The organism is Pseudarthrobacter sp. MOO14, from assembly GCF_058267675.1.
The window spans coordinates 2,392,956-2,411,195 of sequence record NZ_CM177849.1; the positions used below are offsets into that span (position 1 = coordinate 2,392,956).

Here is an 18,240-nt window from a genome sequence, read left to right on the forward strand (position 1 = left end):
GGGCCGGCAGTCAGCGCAAGCCGCCGAGCTGCTGGTGCATGAGCACGAAGACTTCGTTTCGATGCTGCTCCAACAGGTCACTGTTGAACGAACTGCGTCGCTGCAGGGGGCGGGACAGGAATCCCAGGATCTTTCGCATCAAGGAAGGCACCTCCTTTCGTTTTAATGGGGCACAAAAGTGCATGGCGAATTAGCGCTACTTTTCGGCGCGAAAAAGCCCGAAAAGAAGGCGCGTGAATTCCATTGCGGGAATAGGCGGAAATTGCAGGAAAGAACACAAATTCCGGGGGACGCCGGCAAAGCCGGAAAGCAAGCACCTGGCGCAGAGCAGGAACGCTCAAGTGCGCGGACGCGGTTTCAGGCGTCAGCGAAGCGTGGGCTCAGGCAGGTGCTGTTCCGGGGAGTCAGCGCAGGAGGTGCGGCGGCGTACCGGCCGTTATCCCGGGGACTGGCCCAGGCAGGGCGAAGTCCCGGGGAACGTGGTTCCGGTTAGCGGCGCCGTGGAGAACCGGGGAAGGCGGCGGACCGCCACCCGGTGCCGACCGGAGCAACGCGCGCAGCACCAGCAAAGGCCGGGAATGCATTGATGGGGGTGTTCCATTCGCCAGTCAAAGTCATCATTTTCCCAACCTCCTTTTCTGCTGTCCGCTGCGTGGTGTGCAATGCGGTCTTGGACCCGGGCAGATTGCCGCGGGGTCAGGAATAAAGGTACCCCAGGAATCCGCGAAAGGCCAGCAATTCCCGGGAAATGCGGAAAAGTTTTTTACTAAAGGCGATTCAGAGACCCCAGCGCACAATAGCGGGCGTCTTCTTATCCCAGCCCAGGGTGCATACTTTGGCGGTACCGAGGATAAAGTGGCGGCCTTCCGTGGGCGGCAATTCCAGCCAGCGCGCGGTAAGGATCCGGGAGAAATGACCGTGCGCCACGATCAGCACATTGTCCATCCCGGATTCCAGGATCCGGCCGATGATCTTGTCCGCCCTCGCGGCCACCTCATCAAGGCTTTCACCGTTGGGAACGCCGTGGGTCCAGATCAGGTAGTCGGGATTGTCCTTGCGGATCAGGTCCGAGCTGATGCCTTCGTAGTCCCCGTAGTTCCACTCCACCGCGAGCGGTTCGTGCCGGGCATCCGGGAAACCGGCGAGCTCGGCAGTGCGCCGTGCACGCCGCAGCGGCGAGGTGAGCACCAGGTCGAAGTCGACGCCGTCCAGGACCTTGCGTGCCTCCACGGCCTGCTGTTCGCCTTCCACTGTCAGGGGGAGGTCTGTGAGGCCCGTGTACTGCCCGCTCTTGGACCATTCGGTTTCACCATGGCGGAGGATCCACAGCTGGGGGCGCGGAGCGAAGGCGGGATTGGTCATTTGGACTCCTCAGCGGGTGAAGGTTCGACGTCGGCGGGAGGGGTTCCGGGCTCGGTCCCGGCAGGTGCTGATTCAGGCTGTTCGGCCCACCAGCGGAGCAGGCGCGCCTCGGCCTCGTCCGCGGGCAACGGTCCGTGTTCCATCCGCTCATTAAGGAGGAACTTGTAGGCGCGGCCCACCACGGGGCCCGGTTTGAGGCCCAGCAGCTCCATGATCCGGGCTCCGTCCAGGTCCGGGCGTACTGCGTCCAGGGATTCCTGTTCCCGGAGCGCCGCAATGCGGGACTCAAGGTCGTCGTAAGCGAAGGACAGCCGGTCGGCCTTGCGCTGGTTTCTGGTGGTGACGTCGGACCGGGTAAGCCGGTGCAGCCGTTCCAGCAGCGGGCCTGCGTCGGTGACGTACCGCCGGACAGCCGAGTCGCTCCAGCCGGCATCGCCGTAGCCATAGAAGCGCATGTGGAGTTCCACCAGCCGTGCAACGGCCTTGGTGGTGTCATTGTCGAAGCGCAGCGCCTTCATCCGTTTGGAGGTGAGCTTGGCACCCACCATGTCGTGGTGGCGGAAGCTCACCGCCCCGCCCGGTTCGAACCGGCGCGTCGCCGGCTTGCCGACGTCGTGCATCAACGCCGCGAAGCGCAGCACGAAGTCCGGGCCCGGCACAGGGCCTTCGGCGTCCGTTTCAAGCTCCGCTGCCTGCTCCAACACCTGGAGGGAGTGCTGGTAGACATCCTTGTGCCGGTGGTGCTCATCGGCTTCGAGCCGGAGGGCGGAGACCTCGGGCAGCACATACTCGGCCAGCCCCGTGTCCACCAGGAGGTCCACGCCCACGCGAGGCCGGGCACCGCAGATCAGTTTGACCAGTTCATCCCGCACCCGCTCCGCGGAAATGATCTTGATCCGGTCAGCCATGTGGGTCATGGCTTCGCGGACGTCGTCGCGGACCGAGACGCCCAATTGCGCGGCGAAGCGGGCCGCCCGCATCATCCGCAAGGGGTCATCTGAGAAGGAGGCCTCCGGCGCCCCGGGAGTGGCCAGCAGGGAAGCATGCAGGTCCCGCACCCCGCCGAACGGATCCACCAGTTCCAGGGAAGGCAGTTTCAGTGCCATGGCGTTGATCGTGAAGTCGCGCCGCAGCAGATCGTCGGTGAGGGAGGAACCGAACGCCACCACGGGCTTGCGGGAGTCGGGATCGTAGGCCTCCGCCCGGTAGGTGGTGATCTCGATCTGGAAGCCGCCCTTGCGCATGCCGATCGTGCCAAACGCGCGCCCGATCTCCCAGAAGTTATCCGCCCACTTCTTGATCAGTGCCACCGTCTGGTCCGGCGTGGCATCCGTGGTGAAGTCGAGGTCGGGGGAAACCCGGCCAAGGAAAAGGTCGCGCACCGGCCCGCCCACGAGGGACAGCTCGTGGCCGGCATCCACGAACCGCTGACCGAGCTCCAGGACCACCGGGTCCACCTTGAAGTCAACGGTGTGGGAATCAATCTTGTGATGTGCGTGCGACATAGTTCCTTAAGCTTGGCAGAAACCAGCGGCGCAGCAGTCCAAAAAAGCGTCAAGATCAGCGCTGATTGACGTTCCCGGCCCCAAAATGCGTCACATCCCGTCCATGTTGGTGTCATGTTCCGGTCATCACGAACGGGCAACAGTCGTTAGAGTGGACTCCATGGCCCATCCAGTACCGAGCGCTCCCGGCAGGAGGACGAACGCACCATTGCCATCGGCAATCGGGGCGCACGTTGCCCCTGCCCAGCAATCGGCACCGGCCTCGCTGCCAACGGTTGAGGAAGTCTCGGCCGGCGGCGTTGTGGTGGACACGTCCGACGCCGAATTGAGGGTTGCGATCATCGCCCGCCTTAATCGCGGCGGACGGTTGGAATGGTGCCTCCCCAAGGGGCATCCGGAGGGCAAGGAAAACAACGAGCAGGCTGCCGTCCGCGAAATTGCCGAAGAAACCGGCATCGAGGGAGACATCCTGGCGCCCTTGGGCAGCATCGACTACTGGTTCACGGTCAGCGGCCACCGGGTCCACAAGACCGTGCACCACTACCTCCTGCGCGCCACGGGAGGCGAGCTCACCATCGAGAACGATCCCGACCAGGAAGCCGTGGATGTGGCCTGGGTGCCCATCCAGGAACTGGCCCGGAAGCTGTCCTTCCCCAACGAACGCCGCATCGCGGACCTTGCCCGCGAGGTCCTGCCCGGACACCTCTAAGCCCGGACGCCGCCGTCGTCATTGCGGTGTTACGGGCCGGTGGGTGAGACGATGAACTCGATGTCAGCTACCAACTTTCCTTCCGACCGGTCCGGCCGGCCCGATGATGCCGCACCCGGCGACGCCACCGCCGGGGCGGCCGCACCGGAGACCGCGCAGCCCGCGGCCGCGGGTCCCAGCGAGTCCCGTTCCAGCGCCATCATGGCCGCAGGGACGCTCGTTTCGCGTTTCCTGGGCTTCGGTAAGACCTGGATGCTGGGCACCGCGCTGGGCCTGGGCTCGACGGTCAACGACACGTTCATCAACGCCAACAACCTGCCCAACCTGATCTTCCTTTTGGTTGCCGGCGGTGTCTTCAATGCCGTGCTGGTCCCGCAGATCATCAAGGCAAGCAAGGCCCCGGACAGGGGAGCGGACTACATCAGCCGGCTGCTGACGCTCGCTGTCCTGCTCCTGTTCGGACTGACGGCGCTGGTGACGCTGGCCGCGCCGGGGGTCATCGAGCTGACCACCCAGGGATATTCGCCGCAGCAGAAGGCCCTCGCGGTAACGTTCGCGTTCTGGTGCCTGCCGCAGATCTTCTTCTACGGCCTTTACGCCCTGCTTACCCAGGTCCTGAACGCCAACGGCGCGTTTGGTCCGGCTATGTGGGCACCCATCCTGAACAACCTGGTGGCCATCGCCGGCCTGGGCATGTTCATCTGGATCTTCGGGACCAACGAGTTCAGCGCCCACACCATCGATAACTGGGGCTCTGCGCAGACTCTCCTGGTGGCCGGGTTCTCCACCATCGGCGTACTGTCCCAAACCGCCATCCTGCTGGTGCCGGTCTTCCGTCTGAAGCTCGGGCTCCGGCCCCGGTTCGGCTGGCGGGGCGTGGGGCTGGGGCACGCTGCGCGGCTGAGCGTATGGACCCTCCTGACGGCCGCCGTCGGGCAGCTGGCCTTCCTTTATGTCATGCGCATCGCCACCATTCCCGGCGCTGAACGCATCCGCTTGCAGGAGGCGGGGGACCCGTCCGCCTCCACCCTCCCCGGCAACGCGGTCCTGGAGGTGGCCAGCCAGCTGTACCTGCTGCCGCACTCGATTATTGCCCTGTCCCTGGCCACCGTCCTGTTCAACCGGATGACCCGGGCTTCGCAGGACGGCAACCGGGCGGAGCTTCGTGACGCACTCTCGCACGGGCTGCGCACCATGGCCGTCGCCACGGTGTTCGGCGCCTTGGCGCTGTTTGCGCTGGCGGGTCCACTGGGCATGTTCTTCTCCGGCGGCTCGCGCCAGGACGGCGTCATGCTGGCCCAGACGCTCACCATCCTTGCCCTCAGCACCCCCTTCATGAGTGCCAACTTCATGATGTCCCGGGTGTTCTATGCCAACGAGGACGCCCGCACGCCGTTCTACGTGCAGCTGCTGCTGGCTGTGGTCTATGTAGCCGGTGCGTTCGCCATCCAATTCCTGCCGGTGGGCCAGATCATCTACGCCATCGCCGTTTTGTATATGGTGGGCAACATCCTCTCGGTGGTCATCAGCGCGGTCTTCCTGCGGCGCATGCTGGGCAGCCTGGACGGTCCGCGGATCGCCAATTCGTACATCCGCATGGGCTATGCGGCCCTTGGCTCCGCCGTCGCCGGTTCGGCCGCCCTCTGGCTGCTGGGCAGCTACAACCCTGATGGTTTCGCTTGGAGCGGCCGCCTCCAGGCCCTGCTTACGGTCGCGGTGGCAGGGCCTGTCATGCTCGGCGTCTACTTCGTGCTCCTTCGGCTGTTCCGGGTCACCGAACTGGGCGACATGCTCCGGCCGCTGCTGGGCCGGCTGGGCCGCGGGGGCCAAGCCCCCGCTGCTGAAGCCGGGGACGCGCCGTCGTCCGCTCCTGCCCCAGGTTCCTCCGGGCACCGTCCTGAACGGGCCACCACCTCCGTGGACACCGGCCTCATTCCACGGATTTCCGGCGAGTTCGATGCCGTCTCGTTCCGTGCGGGTCCGGATCCGGAGCGCGGCGTGCGCCGCCAGGACCTGCACGACGACGGCCGCCAGCAGGTGCCGGTGGCCGAGTACCTGCCTGGTGAGGAGCAGCCCGCCACGGCGCGTGGGGGCCTGCTCAGCGAACAGATTCCCCTTCCGGGCCGCCGGACGTACCAGGGCAAGGCCGGCGAGAACCCGTACTTCAAGAAACGCCGCCCACGGAAAAAGTGATGCCGTGGCGCTCTGGCACCGGTCTTCTCCACGGCCGTCCGGGGCTGATCGGCTAGGATCGAACAGGTACAGGGGTAGTTGCAGTCAGGGTTCGGCCGTGCGCGGCTCCTGATCGGCGGTTGCGTCATTGAGGCCGGCAATCCCGGACAGTCTAGGAGGAACACGTGTCCAACCCGATCGATGTCGGATCAGTACTGGGTGGCCGTTACAAGGTCACAGCCACGGTATTGGCCTCCCACGACCACGATCTGGTGCTGGACGGCGTGGACCAGGTCCTTAACCGGCCGGTCAGCATCCTGGTGGCGGGCCCGGAAAACACCGAGCAGGTTGCCCAGAGCGCCCGCGAAGTGGCCACCGGCGAACGCCCCGGCACGGTACAGGTATTGGACCTCGGCGTCACCGAAGACACCACCTACCTCATCACCAACCACACCTCCGCCGCAGACCTACTGGATCTTGTGGTGGCATCCAACCCGCCCTACGTCGAACCGTTCTTCACGGACACGCTGGGCAGTGAGATCTTCGGCCAGGCCCGCTCCCACGAACCCGAGCCCTACGACGAGGAAGACAACGTCGACGCCGGGTACATCAACTACGCCGACTCGCACCCGAGCCAGGTTGATCCTTATCCTTCGGCGCCGGCCGCGCCGCCAAGGCCCACAGTCCGGCCCGCAAGCCAGGCTCCCGCTGTTCCCCCGGGTTCAGGCCGCACCGGTGCCGCTGGCGCCGCAGGTGCAGGTGCAGGTGCAGCAGCAGCCGCGGCAGCCTCGGCGGGACGACGACCGGCCGACGTGGATCCCGATGCCACTGCCGCCCAGCCCGTACAGCCTGCAGCCGAGCGCGCCGGCTTCGAGCCGGCAAACACTGCGGATACGGACACCGGTCCAACCGACACCACCCAGGCACATCCACAGCAGTCCGTTTCGGACGGCAAGCCGAAGGTTTCCTTGTGGTCTGACGACGACTACGCCCAATCGGGCGACGACGACGATCACCAGGACGGCGACGCCCCGCAAGAGCCCCGCAGCGGCAACGGCAGGTCAGCCCTGTTTGCCCGTGCGGCGGCCCCGGCCGCTGCCGGCACCGCATTTGCCGATCGCGACGACGACCATGATGAGTCCGACGACCAGCCCCGTTCCATGCGCTGGCTGGTTGGCGGCCTCCTGGCCGTTGTGCTGATTGCAGGCCTGATCTTCGCCGTCACCAACCTTGGCAGCCTCTTCACCCCAGGGCAGCCCCAAGCCAAGTCCACTCCGCCCGCCAGCACCAGCGCACCGCAGGCGTCTGCGTCGGCCACCCAGGCGGCCCCGTCAGCTCCGCCGGCGGTACCGCCCGCTATTGAAAGTGTGACCCGGCAGGGGAACTTCGACTTTGCTGCCACATTCGATGGCGACCTGGTCAAGGCTTACGACGGCAACAACGCCAGCTACTGGTCCGACATGGAGTTCGCCACGGAGAACTGGGGTGGCCTGGCCCCGCAGGGAGTTCCGCTGGTGGTGAAGCTGAAGAGCAAGGCCACGGTTTCTTCCATTACGCTCTCCCAGCTCGGGGGATCCGGCGGCAACATCACCGTGTACACCAACGACCAGCCATCCCTGGATGGAGCCAAGTCCATTGGCACCAGCAGTTTCACCTCCACGGACCTGAACATGCCCCTTCCCGAGCCGGTCCAGGCGCAGTACGTGATTGTTTCCATCAATTCGCTTCCCAAGCTGGCGGCTCCAAAGACCCGTTACGGTTACGGTCTCCGCCTGGCAGAAATCAAGGTCCAGTAAGCCCCGACGCCGCGGTTGTTACAGCCGCGACAGGCGCCGCGCGCGGGGAATGTAATCTGGAAAGAGCGCCCTGCGAAGGATAGTCCTGTACCTTTTGCGGTGGTTCACCTTGTCCGGGCGCTGGAATATTCAGCACGCGGGCACGGTTGTGCCATGTGGCCGGCCTCCAAAGGGAGGCGAGTCGAACAAGGAAGAGGTTCACGTTCCAGTGACCATCGCAGAAAACACGGCGTCCGACGTACGTGATGTCATCATCGTAGGCTCGGGACCGGCAGGGTACACGGCGGCCGTGTACACCGCACGGGCAAACCTCAAGCCTCTGTTGCTCGCAGGTTCAGTGACTGCAGGCGGCGAGCTGATGAACACCACGGACGTGGAAAACTACCCCGGTTTCCCTGAAGGAATCATGGGGCCGGACCTGATGGAGAACTTTGAGAAGCAGGCCGCCAGGTTTGGAACTGAAATCCAGTTTGAGGATGTCACCGGGCTCGACCTCCAAGGACCGGTGAAGAAAGTCACCATCGGCACGGGGGAGACCTTCAGCGCAAAGGCCGTCATCCTTTCCACCGGGTCGGCCTACAGGGAACTGGGGCTTCCCAACGAAAAGCGCCTGTCCGGACATGGTGTCAGCTGGTGCGCAACCTGCGATGGTTTCTTTTTCAAGGACCAGGACATTGCCGTCATTGGCGGCGGCGACTCAGCAATGGAGGAGGCCCTCTTCCTCACAAAGTTTGCGAAATCCGTAACGGTTGTACACCGCCGTGATTCGCTCAAGGCTTCCAAAATCATGGCGGACCGTGCACTCGCACACGAGAAGATCACTTTTGCGTGGAACAGCACGGTAGAGGACGTTCTCGGCGAGGACAAAGTCACCGGACTGCGGTTGAAGAACCTGGTGGACGGGTCAGTGTCTGAGCTTGCCGTTACGGGTGTCTTTGTCGCCATCGGCAACGATCCCCGGACCGATTTGGTCAAGGACGTCCTGGCATTGACACCCGAGGGCACCATCGCCGTGGAGGGCCGGAGTTCCCGGACAAGCCTCCCGGGTGTGTTCGCTGCCGGCGACGTTGTTGACCCGACGTACCGCCAGGCAATCACCGCTTCCGGTTCAGGATGTGTTGCGGCTATTGACGTCGAGCACTACCTGGCCGATCTGCCCGCATAATCCGCGACACTGTTATCCGAAGAGAAAGACAAGGTTATGAGCAACGCAAAAGATGTAACTGACGCAAGTTTCGGCACTGACGTCCTGTCCTCCGAAAAGCCTGTCATCGTCGACTTCTGGGCTGAGTGGTGCGGCCCCTGCCGTAAGCTTGGCCCGATCCTTGACGAGATCTCGGTCGAGTACAGCGAGAAAGTCGACGTCGTCAAAGTCAACGTGGATGACAACCCGGCAATCGCTGCCGAATACGGCATCACCTCGATCCCGGCCGTCTACCTGTTCCAGGGCGGCGAAGTGAAGAGCACTGTTATCGGCGCAAAGCCGAAGCAGTTCTTTGAGAAGGAATTCTCTGACGTCCTCTCCTGAACTGCAGCCTATATGGCTTGACCTGAAGTAGGTCAAAGAGTGGCTCCCGTCGCCTGGCGGGGGCCACTTTTTTGTCCAGTGCCTGCCGTGCTTGAGCGCCTACTTCTATCCAACCCTGAATTCGGCACTGCTTGGGTGACCGTAGATCGTTCTTGACAGGTTCGTTTCACGTGAAACACCTTCGCGCCCGGTCCCGTCTAACTGACCCCATTGGACGTGGCCCCTTGTCGATGGTTCTGACCTATGTAAGACGTGGGGCATAGATGCGGGGGAACTTTACCTCCCAAGGGGAGTCTCTGGCTGCCTGCTACGCCACGCCTGTGCGGTGCCGAATAGGCATCGCGTCTCACCTCAAGCTGTCGGAGGCCGCCATCTCTACATCGCGGGACACTGGCACGGTAGCGTACGAGGGTGCGCAATATGTGAGCCGGAGGTGTGTGAGGCGCCCGCGGTTTCACGTGAAACATCGTAGACGCTGTCACCCCAATGGCAAGCGCCGATGCGGTCATAGGATCGCGTGCCGTCTACGGGACACAGCGGAGGGGAGTCTCGGCTTGGATAGTGCGAATCCAGTCATTTGGCATATATTTCTGCGCAAAGCTGGAGATTGCTTGTGCTTCCTGTGAGAAGCCAATCATCAAGTGCACACATCGAGAACGGACGATTGATACTTCTGGTCTCATTCCCATCGTCCTGCGAAGTCCAAGATCAAGCTGAAATCGCAACTGGCATCGGCGACCGCGCGAACCGGTGAGGTGACAATTCCTTAGGCCCAGACGAAAAGCACAAATGTACAGCGCCTCCATCCATGGCCCGGGGAGATTGCTTTCCTGCCTAGCTCCTTCACAACTTGACGCTTCGAATCCTGCTCCGGACCCAGGCATACACGCTTCAGCCGGCAAGAATGCGGTCCGTGCGGGGACGGGGTTCTCAGACAGACCGCCCTCGGACCTTCAAGGTCGCTTGCCTAGCGCTTGGGGGGAGACCAGGCGGAGCCGCGCCCCCTCTTTACGCTTTCCTGACCCGGACCAGCGGGCCCCACCCGGTGACACGGACGCATGAGCCAGATCCTCGTCGGGTCGTGAGCTCGCCCAGGGGGCGTGCAGCGCTGTCACCGGTACACCGCGTCAATGATCGAACGGCCCTCCAACGCATCGGATCGATGCCGAGCCTAAGAGCTCTATGGTTCGTCGTCGTTGGCGCTCAGTTCAGCGCACACGCCCTTACACGGCAATTCATCCCATCGCGGCTATTCATTGGTGTCTTCAGATTGCCCGTGTACGGCCGCTGATGTCGACCTGGACTCGGAGAGGCTCGATGTTTCACGTGAAACGAAGACGCGTTCCGATATCCCTTTTGATCTTATGGGAGGAGTGGGGGCATGCCGCTGCCTGCATCCGACTGGTATTGGGAGTTGGCACGTCCAAGATCTACCTGCGGTGCACCGCTGGATTGGCCGTGAGCGGTGCGACATGAAGACTCCGCCTCTTACACGGGCGGCATCCCTGGGGCTCCTCAAGCGGAACAGTGTTCGCCCCATGGGCTCCGGCTGGGGCAGTTCAACTTCGAAGACAACTAGGATCTCGAATCCACCTTGGATACAAGTTTCCCTCTTGGTTATATGGGAGTGACACCATCGAGGATTTTGATCTGGCAATCGAGCCGCTCGTTGGCAATCCCGCTTTGAGTTACGCACACGTTATCCACAGGGCCTCTATCAAGTTATTCACAGCGATATCCACAGGCAGCCTGATCGTCCATTCGAGGGTTTCTCAGATCCTCAACGGCCTATTCGAATCCCAAGGTGTTCGTCTAGACACCATGTCCGCCTATTCGCGGGAACGACCGCGCGAGGGTACGAGCTGATCTAGCTCATACACGCCGGAAATGTCGTCATTTTCCACTCAAAATGTGCGCTTATCGCTGCCGTGCAATGCCACACGATGTTTCACGTGAAACGCCGTCGTCGCGGTCACGCTTAGGGGTTACGTTGCCGCAAGGTTTGTAGCCTTCCCGCAGCAAGTCGCGACGCACAAGGCGCTGCGAAGCTCTGGATAAGGGACAGAACTTATTCACAAAGTTATCCACAGGAATATCCACCTATACTCTGCCGCCGAACGAAACAGATGAAACGCTCCGGGGGATCGCCCGTTGCGCTCCGGGTATTTCCAGGGTTCACCGGTGCCGATACATTCGCGCCGAGCTAGGCGGCCTTCTCGGTGCAACACCATTGCTTCAAACAACGCTGCCCAACGTCGACGCACGGCGTACAGGCGGTTCTTGAGATTCCTAAGGACAGCAGCCTCCCGCGACGCCAATCCGACGTGGAAGACCTCCGCCCGGCAAAGTGTCGGTTGGGCGCCGTAACGAAGGAACTACACCTCCGTGAAGCCTCGAACCTCCGTCCCGGAGCGTAGTTCCAACACCGCCGAACAATAGCCATCGGCAGCTCTGTAGTCGGCAGCGCCGCTAGGAGGTAGTGCATTGCCACACGCCTTGCCTCTGTACCAAACCCAGAATGGGTTATCCAGGACGACGCCGAAGGCCGGGGGACAGGGTCATCGGGGAGCAGGTATCGAAGGCTAGGGACTCACGGTGCCCATGCTCATCGCAAGGATTCCGTGCAAGTAACCGCGCCAACTCGTTCCGTGGTGGCACACGCCCCAGGGCAGCGTCGTGGCGATATTGATCCGCCTTCCACGAGACTCTTCCACGACCTAAGCAAACACCGTATGTCTGTTCCCATAGTGCGTATTGAGCGCACTCAACAACAGCAAGACGGCTTAGGTCATACTCCTGATCATTGCGGGGCCCAACGCGCCCTCGCAGCTCTGCTTCTGCACTCCAACTCACTGAGCGAGTGCCCAATGCAGGACTCCTCAGGAACTACTGATCACCAACGAAGACCGTGGAACCCATAGTCGAACACTGCACTCGATGCACTTCCCATGTGCCCCGCTAAGAAGCACGGGACGCTGTGGGACATCCACGCCACACAGTGATTCAGGGGTGGTGGATCGGAAACATCCTTCCTTGCCGGCCACGAGGTCCGCCCCGCTCTCGGGTCCATCCGCAGTGCAGCGCGTGAAGCTGGATGCGCGTGCTCCGCCGGCTCTCTCACGGGAGTTCCGACTCCCTATGCGAGAGAGAATGAGTAGCGACCAATTGTGTTTCACGTGAAACATATCTAGACTGCGCCGGCCACCACCCGGAGTTGCGCCGTTTCACGTGAAACATTGACGGGCAGTGCAAGGCGGACAGCTACGGTCTCCGCACACACGGAACCACGCGGATGGCTACTTTCGACAAAGTACGTCCCAATAATCTATCGCCAAGTATGGATACTAAGGAGGAGCAGTACTACTGCATACATCAGCCGAACTCTCCCGTATCGGGGCACTCGACCAAATCGCACAGCCGCATTTTGATTATGCACCACTTGCCTGGTGAGATACGACACCTGTGTCACGAGATGATCGGCGACACCAGCCTGGTGATTTCTTTTCAGGTGGGTCCTTGGCTTCGTGCCACAAGGACCCGCGAATGATCAGTGTTAGTGATGCCCGGTTCACAGCAGCCCGTTAGCAGCACGGTGCGGCTTCGGCGAAGTCGGTGGCCCTACAACGCGCGCAAGAACCGCAGACGTGGCATATCACCAACCTAAGGACACAACCGTCTTTGCGGACACAACCGTCTTTCGATATTGACGGAAATCCATCACCAGGTAGCCCAATCAAATAGTCACAGTAAAACTTGATGACTTTCTGCGGCAGGACCATGGCATTTGGGCCTGCCGATGACAGAAGCACATTCGCCCGCGAACTATGGCACCCAAGCCCTTGTCCGCACACCCTTGAGAAAAGTGAACCGGCCGCGGATGTACCCACAGGGGAGATGCAATTGGCCGGCACATCAAGGAGCGCAGCACATTGCTCGCGTTTCACGTGAAACAACGGACGGAAGTGCACTGCCAGTGTGGCTCCGACACCTCTAATAATCGTCTTCCATCCACACATCCCTGTGCGCCGACGTCAGTAGGGTCTCGACCGAACATCCGGAAGCAGCGCTTCAGCGGCACCAGGAGAGCCGCTGAGGAGCCGGGTGCCTTCCAATAGCCCTGATCCTTGTCGGTGACGGTCGAAAACTGAGCCATTGTGACGGTTGAAAACTGAGCCACCCGTTCCAAACGATTGGGTGGGTGATCACAGTGGAGGATTGGGCGCTTATTCGGCGGTTGCATCTTGCCGAGGGTGAGTCGATGAGGTCGATAGCGGCACGGTTGGGGATCTCCAGGAATACCGTCGCGAAAGCTGTCAGTGCTGATGGTCCGCCGGCGTACGTCCGTGCGCCGCGGAACTCCGGGATCAAAGCTGTGGAACCGGCAATTCGTGCGCTGCTGCTGGAGAACCCGCGGATGCCGGCGACAGTATTGGCTGAGCGGGTGGGCTGGTCCGGATCGGCAGCCTGGTTCCGGGAGAACGTGGCCAGGATCCGGCCGGAATATGCCCCAGCTGATCCTGCAGACCGGGTTAGCTACGAGCCCGGGGACCAGGCGCAGTGCGACCTGTGGTTCCCTGAGGTCCGAATACCCGTTGGCGCCGGCAAAGCCAGGGTGCTGCCGGTACTGGTGATGGTCTCCTCCCATTCGAGGTTCATCATGGCCCGGATGATCCCGTCCCGGATGACCGGGGACCTGCTGGCCGGAATGTGGGAACTGCTCGGTGGATTGGGGGCTGTTCCGCGGCGGCTGATCTGGGACAACGAAACCGGCATCGGCCGCCGGAACAGTTACGCTGCCGGCGTTTCCGCGTTCGCCGGTGTCCTGGCCACCCGGGTCGTGCAGGTCAAACCCTACGACCCGGAAACCAAGGGCGTGGTCGAACGGGCCAACCAGTTCCTGGAGACGTCCTTCCTGCCGGGCCGAATCTTCACCTCGCCGGAAGACTTCAATAATCAGCTCGGGCAGTGGCTGCCGAAGGCTAACGCCCGGATGGTCAGGCGGATCGGCGCCCGGCCCACGGAGCTGCTCGCAGCGGACAAAGCAGCCATGCTGGCGCTGCCGCCGGTTCCACCGGTGACGGGATTCGTCGCGCGGGTCCGCCTGCCGAGGGACTACTACGTCAGGATGGGATCAAATGATTACTCCGTTCACCCGCAGGCCATCGGCCGGTTCGTCGACGTCACCGCGGACCTGACGACCGTCATGATCAGCCTGGACGGCAGATCCGTCGGCACCCACCCTCGGTCGTGGGGCTCCGGACTGACCATCACCGACCCGGCCCACGTCGAGGCGGCAAGGGCATTGCGGAAGGCCTTCCAAACCCCACCGCCCGCGGGCGAAACAACCGGGCTGCGGGACCTGGCGGACTACGACCGCGCCTTCGGTGTGGTCCTCGATGACGGGCAGGTCGCCTGATGGCCAACGTCAAAGAAACGACTGGCCAGATCGAGTACTACTCCCGGGCGATGAAGGCACCCCGGATCCGGGAAGCAGCAACCCGGCTCGCGGACCAGGCCCGTGAAGGAGGCTGGAGCCATGAGGAATACCTCGCCGCTGTCCTGTCCCGGGAAGTCGCAGCCAGAGAAGCCTCCGGCGCCGAGCTCAGGGCCCGGGCAGCTGGTTTCCCGGCCCGGAAATCACTCGAGGACTTCAACTTCGATCACCAACCCGGCCTCAAACGCGACACCATCGCGCACCTGGCCACCGGCGCGTTCCTCACCGAAGCGTCCAACATCGTCCTGCTCGGACCGCCCGGCACCGGCAAAACACACCTCGCCACCGGGCTGGGCTTACGAGCCACCCAGCTCGGTCACCGCGTCCTGTTCGCCACCGCCATCGACTGGGTCGCCCGGCTCCAGGCAGCCCACCAGAACGGCCGGCTGCCCCAAGAACTGGTCAGGCTACGCCGCTACGGACTGATCATCGTCGACGAAGTCGGCTACATCCCGTTCGAGCAGGACGCCGCGAACCTGTTCTTCCAACTGGTCTCATCGCGCTACGAACACGCCTCGCTGATCCTGACCTCAAATCTGCCCTTCGCCCGCTGGGGCGACGTCTTCGGCGACCAGGTCGTCGCGTCAGCCATGATCGACCGCATCGTCCACCACGCCGAAGTCATCACCCTCAAGGGCTCCAGCTACCGGCTCAAACACACTCAGGTCGACTCGCTGCCCTCGACAAGACCGGAAAATACGGCAGAATAACCAACGTCAAAGTGGCTCAGTTTTCAGCCAGCGAAATGGCTCACTTTTCGACCAGCGCTGACAATCCTGCGCCTGGTATTCGACCTAAGGGCCCTCGCGGGTACCGCAAGGCCCCGATCCGACGGTTTGCCACAAACTACCCGCACCGCCCCCGACTGGCCCAGACAACGCCGGCTGTACGTCCTACGCCCAGCGGAACGTGGACATAACCAGAACAAATATGCCCGCGAAGCAGGCAAAGTACACCCATGCCGCCACATCGGACGATCGGATGCGGCAAAGCTCCATAGCGGGGACCCAGTAAGCAGGCAGACGAACTCGGGCCATCAAAGGTCCTAAACCGAGTCAGTTCTCGCCAGCCCCGGAGACCTCGCATCCAGGGGCCGTCTTGCCGACCGTCCCAGGAACGCAAAGAGGCCCGATTCGCAGTGAATCGGGCCTCCCTAGGCTCCAGTAACGGTGAGCGCTAGTTGGTCGCTCCCGGCGCCAGCACATCCATGATTCGGTTGAGGTCTTCTACGCTGGCAAACTCGATGCTGACTTTGCCTTTTCGGACGCCAAGGGAAATCTTCACATTGGTGTCCAGCCGGTCCGAAAGCGATGACGCCAAGTAGTCGAGCCGTTCATGCCGCGCCCCGGGGCGGGGGATGTTGTTTTTGGCCGGTTTAGCCGCGTCCTGGTAGAGCGTGACTGCTTCTTCAGTGGCGCGCACGGACATGCCCTCGGCCACGATCTTCTGGGCGAGCCGTTCCATGGCTGCTGCATCCGGCAGGGAGAGAAGAGCACGGGCGTGGCCGGCCGACAGGACGCCCGCGGCTACGCGGCGCTGCACGAGCGGCGGCAACTTCAGCAGGCGGAGCGTGTTCGAGACCTGGGGACGCGAGCGGCCGATCCGGTCAGCGAGCTGCTCGTGGGTGGTACCGAAGTCCTCGAGGAGCTGCTGGTACGCCGCCGCCTCTTCCAGGGGATTCAGCTGGCTGCGGTGCAGGTTCTCCAAGAGGGCATCGCGCAGCAGGTCGTCATCGGTGGTGTCACGGATGATGGCAGGAATGGTCTCCAGCCCTGCCGCCTGGACCGCCCGCCAACGGCGCTCACCCATGACCAGTTCATAGGGTTCACTACCAGATTCGGTTGATGTACGAACAACAATTGGCTGCAAGACTCCGATTTCACGAACGGAGTGCACCAGCTCGGCCATGTCGTCTTCATCAAAGACATTTCGGGGCTGCTTACGGTTGGGGTGGATGTCGCCTACCGGCAATTCCGCGAACCGTGCGCCTGGTACCTCAACCAACTCAACGCCGGATTCCGGGGCCGCTGATGCTTCCACCTTATCCGCTGCGCCGGCTTCAGCCGGTTGGGGTACCTTCGCCGGTGGCGTTGAGGGGGCGGGCCCATCCGCAGCCTTGGAGCGCAGGCCCGGCGCCTTCTTGGCGGGGGCCTTCGTGTCGGCTGCCCCGTTGGCCGCCGCGGCCGTTTTGGAGGGCTTGTCGGTGGCTGTCGATTTTGCGGGGGTAGTCTTCGCTGCGGAAATCCGGGCCGCGGGAGCTTGGCCTTCTTTTTCCTGTGCCTTGGCTGCAGCCGGCGGTGCAGGCTGCTCTACGGGTTCGGTCTTCTTCCGGCCTTCCGGAAAAAACAAGTCCACTGGCCGCGATTGCGCTGCACCGTTGGCAGAACCATTGGCTGCGGCGGAACTTGGAATCAGCGCGCCAAGACCGCGGCCTAAGCCCCGTCGCTTCTCGCTCATGGGTAAATCCCTCCAGTGGTGAAGCCAGGATGACCCGGGCCTCCATGCGTTGCGGTATTGAAGATTCTAGCGTTCCGCTATTTCAGCGGCGGCTTCCAGATAGGACAGGGCACCACTCGAGGACGGGTCGTAGGTCATGACCGTCTGCTGGTAGCTGGGCGCTTCAGAGATCCGCACCGAGCGGGGAACGACGGCGGAAAGCACCTGTTCAGGGAAGTGCTGGCGCACTTCAGCAGCAACCTGGGCAGCGAGGTTGGTCCGGCCGTCGTACATGGTGAGCAGGATCGTTGAAACAACGAGGTCCGCGTTGAGATGCTTCTGGATCATCTCGATGTTCTTGAGGAGCTGGCTGAGGCCTTCCAGGGCGTAGTACTCGCATTGGATAGGAATCAGCACTTCACTGGCGGCGCAGAAGGCGTTGACTGTCAGGAGGCCGAGGCTGGGCGGGCAATCGATAAAGACGTAGTCGAGGCGCTCTTCGCCGTTCTTTTCGCGGGTTTTGGCGTACACGTCGATAGCGCGCCGCAGCCGTTGTTCCCGGGCGACCAGGGAGACGAGCTCGATCTCGGCACCGGCCAGATGGATGGTGGCCGGGGCGCAGATCAGCTTCCCGATGTCCGGGCACGGAGCCACAACATCCGCCAGCGGGATGTCGTTGATCAGGACGTCGTAGATGCTGTCCACATCGGCGTGGTGTTCAATGCCGAGGGCGGTGGAGGCGTTTCCCTGGGGGTCGATATCGATGACCAGGACGTTGAGTCCGGCGGCCGCAAGGGCTGCGGCAATGTTTACGGTCGTCGTGGTCTTGCCCACGCCGCCCTTCTGGTTGGAGACGGTGAAGATCCGGGTCTGCTCCGGACGCGGGAGCTGGCGACCCATCAGGCGTTCCCGGCGTTTGGTCTCGTGTGCGAGCTCACGGGCGATAGGACTCGAATCGTCAATGGCATCGATGACGTTCGACCTACCGGAAGAGGTTGTTTCACGTGAAACTCCACTTCCAACGGCACCGGTGGCCGGCCGTGGATGGTTTCCGCCCCGGGCCGGGGCCATTCCCAAACCGGCCAACCCGGACCCAGCGACGGAACGTGCCGACCCCAGAGACACAAACGGCGGGATCCGTTGTGCGGAGGCTTCACTACTCGTCACTGGGGCACACTCACTCTCGTTCAGCCAATTTTGCTGCCGTTGTCTAGCCTAACTGCTCCACCCGTCTGACC

12 protein-coding genes are annotated in these 18,240 nt (G+C 62.6%); 7 read left to right on the plus strand and 5 right to left on the minus strand.

From position 1 onward, the window contains the following. Positions 1–10: 10 nt before the first annotated feature. The 3 genes from AC4EEV_RS11155 to AC4EEV_RS11165 form a co-directional block, all read right to left on the minus strand. A complete protein-coding gene (locus AC4EEV_RS11155; RefSeq protein WP_255414772.1) occupies positions 11–142 on the minus strand; it encodes a hypothetical protein in 132 nt (43 codons plus the stop codon). A gap of 635 nt (positions 143–777) precedes the next feature. Then, positions 778–1,362 (minus strand): histidine phosphatase family protein, encoded by a 585-nt coding sequence (locus AC4EEV_RS11160; RefSeq protein WP_133832416.1) that lies wholly within the window; start codon positions 1,360–1,362, stop codon positions 778–780. Then, positions 1,359–2,867, minus strand: coding sequence for a CCA tRNA nucleotidyltransferase (locus tag AC4EEV_RS11165; protein ID WP_133832417.1), 1,509 nt, complete (start codon positions 2,865–2,867; stop codon positions 1,359–1,361). The genes AC4EEV_RS11160 and AC4EEV_RS11165 overlap by 4 nt, the downstream gene beginning before the upstream one ends. Before the next feature lie 208 nt (positions 2,868–3,075). Between AC4EEV_RS11165 and AC4EEV_RS11170 the strand changes: the two genes are divergently transcribed. The 7 genes from AC4EEV_RS11170 to istB all read left to right on the plus strand — a co-directional run bounded on the left by AC4EEV_RS11170 (position 3,076) and on the right by istB (position 15,276). Next, a complete protein-coding gene (locus AC4EEV_RS11170) occupies positions 3,076–3,576 on the plus strand; it encodes an NUDIX hydrolase (RefSeq protein WP_018762826.1) in 501 nt (166 codons plus the stop codon). A gap of 60 nt (positions 3,577–3,636) precedes the next feature. After that, complete coding sequence (murJ, locus tag AC4EEV_RS11175; protein ID WP_133832418.1) at positions 3,637–5,769, plus strand: murein biosynthesis integral membrane protein MurJ; 2,133 nt, start codon at positions 3,637–3,639, stop codon at positions 5,767–5,769. 164 nt (positions 5,770–5,933) lie between these two features. Further along, on the plus strand, positions 5,934–7,544 hold the full coding sequence (locus tag AC4EEV_RS11180) for a discoidin domain-containing protein (protein ID WP_491328963.1): 1,611 nt from the start codon (positions 5,934–5,936) through the stop codon (positions 7,542–7,544). A gap of 208 nt (positions 7,545–7,752) precedes the next feature. Beyond that, positions 7,753–8,709, plus strand: a complete 957-nt coding sequence (gene trxB / locus AC4EEV_RS11185) for a thioredoxin-disulfide reductase (protein ID WP_491328964.1) — start codon at positions 7,753–7,755, stop codon at positions 8,707–8,709. A 36-nt stretch (positions 8,710–8,745) separates the two neighbouring features. Further along, complete coding sequence (gene trxA, locus AC4EEV_RS11190) at positions 8,746–9,072, plus strand: thioredoxin (RefSeq protein ID WP_018762822.1); 327 nt, start codon at positions 8,746–8,748, stop codon at positions 9,070–9,072. A gap of 4,198 nt (positions 9,073–13,270) precedes the next feature. Then, complete coding sequence (gene istA / locus AC4EEV_RS11195) at positions 13,271–14,488, plus strand: IS21 family transposase (RefSeq protein WP_440745465.1); 1,218 nt, start codon at positions 13,271–13,273, stop codon at positions 14,486–14,488. Further along, positions 14,488–15,276 carry an IS21-like element helper ATPase IstB gene (gene istB, locus AC4EEV_RS11200; RefSeq protein WP_440745464.1) on the plus strand — a complete coding sequence of 263 codons (789 nt, stop codon included), beginning with the start codon at positions 14,488–14,490 and terminating at the stop codon, positions 15,274–15,276. The genes istA and istB overlap by 1 nt, the downstream gene beginning before the upstream one ends. A 466-nt stretch (positions 15,277–15,742) precedes the next feature. On the opposite strand, the gene AC4EEV_RS11205 is transcribed toward istB, so the two are convergent. Further along, complete coding sequence (locus tag AC4EEV_RS11205; protein WP_491328965.1) at positions 15,743–17,023, minus strand: ParB/RepB/Spo0J family partition protein; 1,281 nt, start codon at positions 17,021–17,023, stop codon at positions 15,743–15,745. Between the two features lie 66 nt (positions 17,024–17,089). After that, positions 17,090–18,169, minus strand: coding sequence for a ParA family protein (locus AC4EEV_RS11210; protein ID WP_269208836.1), 1,080 nt, complete (start codon positions 18,167–18,169; stop codon positions 17,090–17,092). Positions 18,170–18,240 lie beyond the last annotated feature (71 nt).